Raw genomic sequence first — 1,402 nt, forward strand, 5'->3', positions numbered from 1 at the left:
AGCCTGGGAAACTGGGTCTAATACCGGATAGGACCCCTCTTTAGTGTGGGGGGTGGAAAGTTTTTTCGGTGTGGGATGAGCCCGCGGCCTATCAGCTTGTTGGTGGGGTAATGGCCTACCAAGGCGTCGACGGGTAGCCGGCCTGAGAGGGTGGACGGCCACATTGGGACTGAGATACGGCCCAGACTCCTACGGGAGGCAGCAGTGGGGAATATTGCACAATGGGCGGAAGCCTGATGCAGCGACGCCGCGTGGGGGATGACGGCCTTCGGGTTGTAAACCTCTTTCGCTAGGGACGAAGCTTTTGTGACGGTACCTAGATAAGAAGCACCGGCTAACTACGTGCCAGCAGCCGCGGTAATACGTAGGGTGCGAGCGTTGTCCGGAATTACTGGGCGTAAAGAGCTCGTAGGTGGTTTGTCGCGTCGTCTGTGAAATTCCGGGGCTTAACTTCGGGCGTGCAGGCGATACGGGCAATACTTGAGTGCTGTAGGGGAGACTGGAATTCCTGGTGTAGCGGTGAAATGCGCAGATATCAGGAGGAACACCGATGGCGAAGGCAGGTCTCTGGGCAGTAACTGACGCTGAGGAGCGAAAGCATGGGTAGCGAACAGGATTAGATACCCTGGTAGTCCATGCCGTAAACGGTGGGCGCTAGGTGTAGGGGTCTTCCACGACTTCTGTGCCGTAGCTAACGCATTAAGCGCCCCGCCTGGGGAGTACGGCCGCAAGGCTAAAACTCAAAGGAATTGACGGGGGCCCGCACAAGCGGCGGAGCATGTGGATTAATTCGATGCAACGCGAAGAACCTTACCTGGGCTTGACATACACCGGATCGGGCTAGAGATAGTCCTTCCCTTGTGGCTGGTGTACAGGTGGTGCATGGTTGTCGTCAGCTCGTGTCGTGAGATGTTGGGTTAAGTCCCGCAACGAGCGCAACCCTTGTCTTATGTTGCCAGCACGTGATGGTGGGGACTCATGAGAGACTGCCGGGGTCAACTCGGAGGAAGGTGGGGATGACGTCAAATCATCATGCCCCTTATGTCCAGGGCTTCACACATGCTACAATGGTCGGTACAACGCGTTGCGACACTGTGAGGTGGAGCTAATCGCTGAAAGCCGGCCTCAGTTCGGATTGGGGTCTGCAACTCGACCCCATGAAGTCGGAGTCGCTAGTAATCGTAGATCAGCAACGCTGCGGTGAATACGTTCCCGGGCCTTGTACACACCGCCCGTCACGTCATGAAAGTTGGTAACACCCGAAGCCAGTGGCCCAACCTTTTAGGGGGGAGCTGTCGAAGGTGGGATCGGCGATTGGGACGAAGTCGTAACAAGGTAGCCGTACCGGAAGGTGCGGCTGGATCACCTCCTTTCTAAGGAGCTTTGACAAGTCCAGACCACA

At 56.7% G+C, this 1,402-nt stretch carries 1 rRNA gene; it reads left to right on the plus strand.

The window, feature by feature from the left end:
- Window positions 1–1,373, plus strand: a 16S ribosomal RNA gene (locus ACFPUZ_RS13210); the annotation flags it as partial.
- Window positions 1,374–1,402 lie beyond the last annotated feature (29 nt).

The organism is Corynebacterium nasicanis (assembly GCF_042658165.1).
Classification (GTDB): Bacteria; Actinomycetota; Actinomycetes; order Mycobacteriales; family Mycobacteriaceae; genus Corynebacterium; species Corynebacterium nasicanis.